Origin of the sequence: Burkholderia sp. Ac-20345 (assembly GCF_017104825.1) — a bacterium.
Lineage (GTDB): Bacteria > Pseudomonadota > Gammaproteobacteria > Burkholderiales > Burkholderiaceae > Burkholderia > Burkholderia lata_B.
On the sequence record NZ_JAAGPO010000346.1, the window covers coordinates 1 to 5597 of the forward strand.

Below are 5597 nucleotides of genomic sequence, written 5' to 3' on the forward strand. Positions count from 1 at the left end.
TCTCGCCGGCCGAAGGCGAGCTGCGGCTGCTGCTGTCGCCGCGCGCGAGCATCCCGTTCGCGTCGCTGCCCGACGCGCCGCCGGCGGCGACCGTCACGCTGCTGATCGGGCCGGAAGGCGGGCTGTCGCCCGACGAGGAAAACGCGGCACGTGCACGCGGATTCACCGCGCTGTCGCTCGGGCCCCGCGTGCTGCGCACCGAGACGGCCGGCGCGGCCGTGCTCGCGGCGCTCGCGGCGCGCTGGGGCGGGTGGTGAGCAGGAGTCGTGCCGCCGTCAGGCAGTGCGCCCCCTCCGTGACCGCACGCCACCCGGCCGCCGCGCGATAAGCGGCCGGCATCACCGCAGGAATGCGGCGCGTTTCGACACGGAGGCTATCGCGACTTACTTGTCGCTCGACGAGCCGTGCGGCATCGAATCGGACAACGTATCGAGCACCGGCGTCAGCACGTCTTGCGGGCTTCCGGTCGTCCAGCCGCCCGCCTCCAGGCTGTAAACGTCGATCTTGCCCGTCACCGGGCGCGTCACCGGCGCGTCGTCCAGAACCTGCGCGATGCCGGAGAAGACCGCCTTGAAAGTGGCAACGCGCGCCGCATCGTTCTTCAGGCGCCGGTTGGGGCCAAGCTTCGCCTCGAGCGCCGAGTTCGGTCGTTGCGACGACCCGGTTGCCTTGCACTCCGAGCGATTGACCGCACGCTGATAGGCCGCCGCCATGCTCTCGACCTTCGGACGCAATGCGGCACTCGCCTTCGGCGGCATCGGCGCCAGCATGCCTTCGGCCATGTCCTTGCGCATCGACTCGCCCATCGTCGACAGAACGTCGACGTCGAGCGCGTCCTTGCCGCTGTAACTCGCGCGTACGGCGTCGTTGAACTCGCGTGCTTTCGACACGTCGCCGTTGACGAGTGCGCCGATATAGAGGTCGACGGTCTGCTCGGGCGTAAGCGGCGCGGCGTGCGCGGCGCCCGCCGCGACCAGCAGGGGCAGCACGACGGCGCGTGCGGAACGGGAAATATTCATGGGAAGACAGCCCTCTCTCGATGGTTTGTTGTATGCGCCCGATGCGGCGGCTGCCGCGGCCGGGCCGACCGAGATTGTCTCGAAAAAAAGTGCCCGATGAAAGGTCGATGTCAGCGAGCGACGTGCCGCACTGGCCCGCGCGCATCGCGCGGGCGCAAAAAAGCCCGCTCGAGGCGGGCTTTCAGGGGGTGTTCGGCGAATCGGCCGCTGGCCGACATGTACTTACGCGAACGAGTAGAACACGCGGAACGCAACCTTGCGCTCGGCCCAGAATTCGGCCGCCTCGCGGAACACGTCGAGCAGCGTCTCGCGCCCTTCCTTGTCGAACTTCTGCGCGATCGGCAGCCCTTCCAGGACGATCACGAAACCGGGCTGCGCGCCAGCCTTCGCGACGAGGTCGGTCAGCGAGTCGTACAGCGCGTCGTAGTTCTTCCCGAAATGCTTCGGGAACAGGAACGACGTCGCGATCGTTTCCATCACTTCCTGCTTCGACTGCGCGGCGCCGCAATACGCATACAGGAAATGCTGGCCGAGCCGGCCGGCTTCGTCGGCGAGATCCTGCACGCGGAACGCGCGGATCGACTGCACGAGATTGGGTCGCACGGTCGTGAAAAGGCTCATAGGCTCCTCGTTCGATGAAAGCCCGGGCTCGGCTTCCTGTTGCTCCGGCGTGCCGCCAGCCTGTGCCGCCGCGTGCAGTTGGATCACGCGCTGAAACAGATTGCCGTCGCCGGCTGCGAACAGTTCCGCCGCCGCCGTTTCGTGCGCGTAGATGGAGTCGCTCATGCCATTCGTCCCGAAGTCATTCAACAATACGTTTAAAACTGTTGTAGTGGTCGCCCGTGTAATAACAGTTGTCGATCCGGCGCAATGGCCCGCCACAGACGATCCGGCGCGCGCCGCGATTGCGCGCACGCGGCGTCGGTACCGTGTACTCATGGTAGTAGCCGCGCTTCGCTTTTGGCAGGATCCGCTCGCGGTTGCCAAACACGACGCCGTCTTTCTCGTACGGATAGGGACCGCCAGCGCCGATCAGGCCCAGCGTGGTCACGGCCTCGCGCGGAAGACGGGCGGTCGGAATCGTATCGAGCCCGCTCGCCGCCACGTCGGCCGGAACGGCCTCCCGTGCGTAAGCGGCGGAAACCAGACTGCCCGTCGGCGTGCCGACGATACCCATCGCGAACATCGCGAAGACGGACGCGAGCGCGCCGTTGCGGAGCCACTTGCGTGCCATGAACCAGGGTTCCCGCTGTTAAATCAAGTAGTTGACGACCAACAAAGGCGTTAGCGTAGCGTTATTGGCCGCGCGAATCAATGTCCGTTTGGGAATCGAAAGACCAGTGATACCCGGAATTGTGCATTTTTTACCGAAATCACACTACATTTATCTTACACAGGATAAAATGCAGGCGGCATCTCTGGCATGGCAAGACCCTGCCTCCTTGCCACGCCGCTACGCTGAGTGGAGAGAGATGCTGATGTTGCTTGAGGGAAGCGCGTTTGCGCCCTGCCCGCGGCGTGCCCATTGCGGGCACGCCTCTTTTTGCTTTTGTTTACAATTTCGCCCGACGCGCCAGGCCGGTTCGACCGGCCTGGCGCGTTCGTTTTGGCTCAGCGCGTGGCGTTCACGTCGGCGACCAGCAGCGCCGCCATGTTGACGATGCGGCGAACGGTCGCCGATTCGGTCAGCACGTGCACCGGCTGCGCCGCGCCCAACAGGATCGGCCCGATCGCGATGTTGTTGCCCGCGGCCGTCTTCAGCAGGTTGTACGCGATGTTCGCGGCGTCGATGTTCGGCAGGATCAGCAGGTTCGCTTCGCCTTCCAGCGTCGATTCCGGCAGGATTTCCTTGCGCAGCGCCGCGTCGAGCGCGACGTCGCCGTGCATCTCGCCGTCAACCTTCAGCTCCGGTGCACGTTCCTGCAGGATCGCGAGCGTATCGCGCATCTTCTTCGCCGAAGGTGCGTTGCTCGTGCCGAAATTCGAGTGCGACAGCAGCGCGACCTTCGGCTCGATGCCGAAGCGGCGCACTTCTTCCGCGGCCATGATCGTGATCTCGGCCAGCTCTTCCGGGGTCGGATCGACGTTCACGTGCGTGTCGACGAGGAAAATCTGGCGGCCCGGCAGCACGAGGCCGTTCATCGCCGCGTACACGCTGCAGCCCGGGCGCTTGCCGATCACCTGGTCGATGAAGTGCAGATGGCGGTGCGTGGTGCTGATCGTGCCGCAGATCATCCCGTCCGCCTCGCCCTTCTTCACCAGCATCGAGCCGATCAGCGTCGTGCGGCGGCGCATCTCGACGCGCGCGAGCTGCTCGCTGATACCCTTGCGCGCCATCATCTTGTAGTACGTCTGCCAGAAGTCGCGGTAGCGCTCGTCGTGCTCGGTGTTGACGACCGTGAAGTCGGTACCCGGCGTCAGGCGCAGGCCGTAGCGCTGGATACGGTGCTCGATCACCGACGGGCGGCCGATCAGGATCGGCTTCGCGAGTTTTTCGTCGACGATGATCTGAACGGCACGCAACACGCGCTCTTCTTCGCCTTCCGCGAATACAACGCGCTTCTTCTCTTCCGGCGCGGCGCGCGCGATCTGGAAGATCGGCTTCATCGTCGTGCCGCTGTGGTACACGAACTGCTGCAGGTGGACGCGGTACGCCTCCATGTCCTCGATCGGGCGCGTCGCGACGCCGCCGTCCATCGCGGCCTGCGCGACGGCCGGTGCGATCTTCACGATCAGGCGCGGATCGAACGGCTTCGGAATCAGGTATTCGGGCCCGAACGACAGGTCCTGGATGCCGTATGCGGTCGCGACGATGTCGCTCTGCTCGTGCTGTGCGAGCTCGGCGATCGCGTTGACGGCCGCGATCTCCATTTCACGCGTGATCGTCGTCGCGCCGACGTCGAGCGCGCCACGGAAGATGAACGGGAAGCACAGGACGTTGTTGACCTGGTTCGGGTAATCGGTGCGGCCCGTGGCCAGCACCGCATCCGGGCGCACTTCGAGTGCGAGTTCCGGCAGGATTTCCGGCGTCGGGTTCGCAAGCGCGAGGATCAGCGGGCGCTCGGCCATGCCCTTCACCATCTCCTGCTTCAGCACGCCGGCAGCCGACAGGCCGAGGAAGATGTCCGCGCCGTCGATCACTTCGGCCAGCGTCCGTGCTTCCGTTTCGCGGGCGAAACGCTCCTTGTCCGGGTCCATCAGCTCGGTGCGGCCCTTGTAGACCACGCCGGCCAGGTCGGTCACGAGGATGTTCTCGATCGGCAGGCCGATGTCGACCAGCAGGTCGAGACACGCGAGCGCGGCCGCACCCGCGCCGGACGCGACGAGCTTGACCTTCTTGATGTCCTTGTTGACGACCTTCAGCCCGTTCGTGACGGCCGCGGCCACGACGATCGCGGTGCCGTGCTGGTCGTCGTGGAACACCGGAATCTTCATCCGCTTGCGTGCTTCACGCTCGACGATGAAGCAGTCCGGCGCCTTGATGTCTTCCAGGTTGATCCCGCCGAAGGTCGGCTCCAGCGCGGCGATCACGTCGACGAGCTTGTGCGGGTCCGACTCGTTCAGCTCGATGTCGAACACGTCGATGCCCGCGAACTTCTTGAACAGCACCGCCTTGCCTTCCATCACCGGCTTCGACGCGAGCGGGCCGATGTTGCCGAGACCGAGCACCGCCGTACCGTTCGTGACCACGCCGACCAGGTTGCTGCGCGCGGTGAAGCGCGCCGCGTTGAGCGGATTCTCGACGATCTCCTCGCACGCGTACGCCACGCCCGGCGAGTACGCGAGCGCGAGGTCGCGCTGGTTGATCATCTGCTTGGTCGGGGCGATCGCGATTTTCCCGGGGGTCGGGAATTCGTGATAATCGAGCGCGGCTTCGCGGAGTTTGGCTTTGGAGGAGGCTTGAGTAGACATGTGTCTCTTGGCGGGCGGATTAGAATAACTCTTCGACGGCATTGTAGCGCCAATCATCGGCCGCCAGACCGGCGATTCGGGTGCAACAGCCGCGACAAAATTGTACTGAACGGTGCAGGAACGCCGCCGCTCGCCTCGTACAATGCCGTTCCTTCCATCGTTTCGGATCCATCCGCCGTGCCAGCCGCCCTCTCCGAGTTTTCGCTGATCGAACGCTTCTTCACGCGCCGCGCCGCGCAGGGCACCCGTGCGTCGACGCTCGGCATCGGCGACGATTGCGCGTTGATCACGCCCCGATCCGGGAAATTGCTGGCCATTTCGACCGACATGCTGGTGGAAGGCCGCCACTTCTTCCCCGACGTCGCGCCCGACGCGCTCGGCCACAAGACGCTTGCGGTCAACCTGTCCGACCTCGCGGCGATGGGCGCCGAGCCGCGCGCGTTCACGCTCGCGTGCGCGCTGCCGCGGGCCGACGCGGCGTGGCTGGAAGCGTTCAGCAACGGGCTGTTCGCGCTCGCCGAGCGCTACGGCTGCGAGCTGATCGGCGGCGACACGACGAGCGGCCCGCTGAACCTGTGCGTGACCGTGTTCGGCGAAGTCGCGCCCGACGCGGCGCTGCGCCGCGACGCCGCGCGCGACGGCGACGACGTCTGGGTGTCCGGCACG

General features: G+C 65.7%; 6 protein-coding genes. 2 read left to right on the forward strand and 4 right to left on the reverse strand.

What is annotated here, in order from left to right; translation table 11 throughout:
* Positions 1-257 (forward strand): RsmE family RNA methyltransferase (locus tag G3O06_RS46130; protein WP_205820068.1); only part of this gene is annotated, 257 nt, incomplete at its 5' end.
* A 126-nt stretch (positions 258-383) separates the two neighbouring features.
* On the opposite strand, the gene G3O06_RS46135 is transcribed toward G3O06_RS46130, so the two are convergent.
* From G3O06_RS46135 to G3O06_RS46150, 4 genes are all read right to left on the reverse strand, one after another.
* Positions 384-1019 carry a hypothetical protein gene (locus G3O06_RS46135; RefSeq protein WP_205820069.1) on the reverse strand — a complete coding sequence of 212 codons (636 nt, stop codon included), beginning with the start codon at positions 1017-1019 and terminating at the stop codon, positions 384-386.
* A 222-nt stretch (positions 1020-1241) separates the two neighbouring features.
* The gene (locus G3O06_RS46140) at positions 1242-1805 is read right to left on the reverse strand and encodes a barstar family protein (RefSeq protein WP_059528744.1); all 564 of its coding nucleotides are present in this window, start codon (positions 1803-1805) and stop codon (positions 1242-1244) included.
* Positions 1806-1821: 16 nt separating this feature from the next.
* Positions 1822-2253, reverse strand: coding sequence for a ribonuclease (locus G3O06_RS46145; protein ID WP_031398890.1), 432 nt, complete (start codon positions 2251-2253; stop codon positions 1822-1824).
* Between the two features lie 377 nt (positions 2254-2630).
* On the reverse strand, positions 2631-4973 hold the full coding sequence (locus G3O06_RS46150) for an NADP-dependent malic enzyme (protein ID WP_277403796.1): 2343 nt from the start codon (positions 4971-4973) through the stop codon (positions 2631-2633).
* A 135-nt stretch (positions 4974-5108) separates the two neighbouring features.
* Here G3O06_RS46150 and thiL point away from each other — a divergent pair.
* A partial coding sequence (gene thiL / locus G3O06_RS46155) for a thiamine-phosphate kinase (RefSeq protein ID WP_205820070.1) occupies positions 5109-5597 on the forward strand: 489 nt, incomplete at its 3' end.

Bases quoted from the DNA above. Each gene is read 5' to 3' on its own strand.
- G3O06_RS46145 (WP_031398890.1), bottom strand. From the start codon at position 2,253: ATGGCACGCAAGTGGCTCCGCAACGGCGCGCTCGCGTCCGTCTTCGCG.
- G3O06_RS46135 (WP_205820069.1), bottom strand. From the start codon at position 1,019: ATGAATATTTCCCGTTCCGCACGCGCCGTCGTGCTGCCCCTGCTGGTC.
- G3O06_RS46140 (WP_059528744.1), bottom strand. From the start codon at position 1,805: ATGAGCGACTCCATCTACGCGCACGAAACGGCGGCGGCGGAACTGTTC.
- G3O06_RS46150 (WP_277403796.1), bottom strand. From the start codon at position 4,973: ATGCCGTCGAAGAGTTATTCTAATCCGCCCGCCAAGAGACACATGTCT.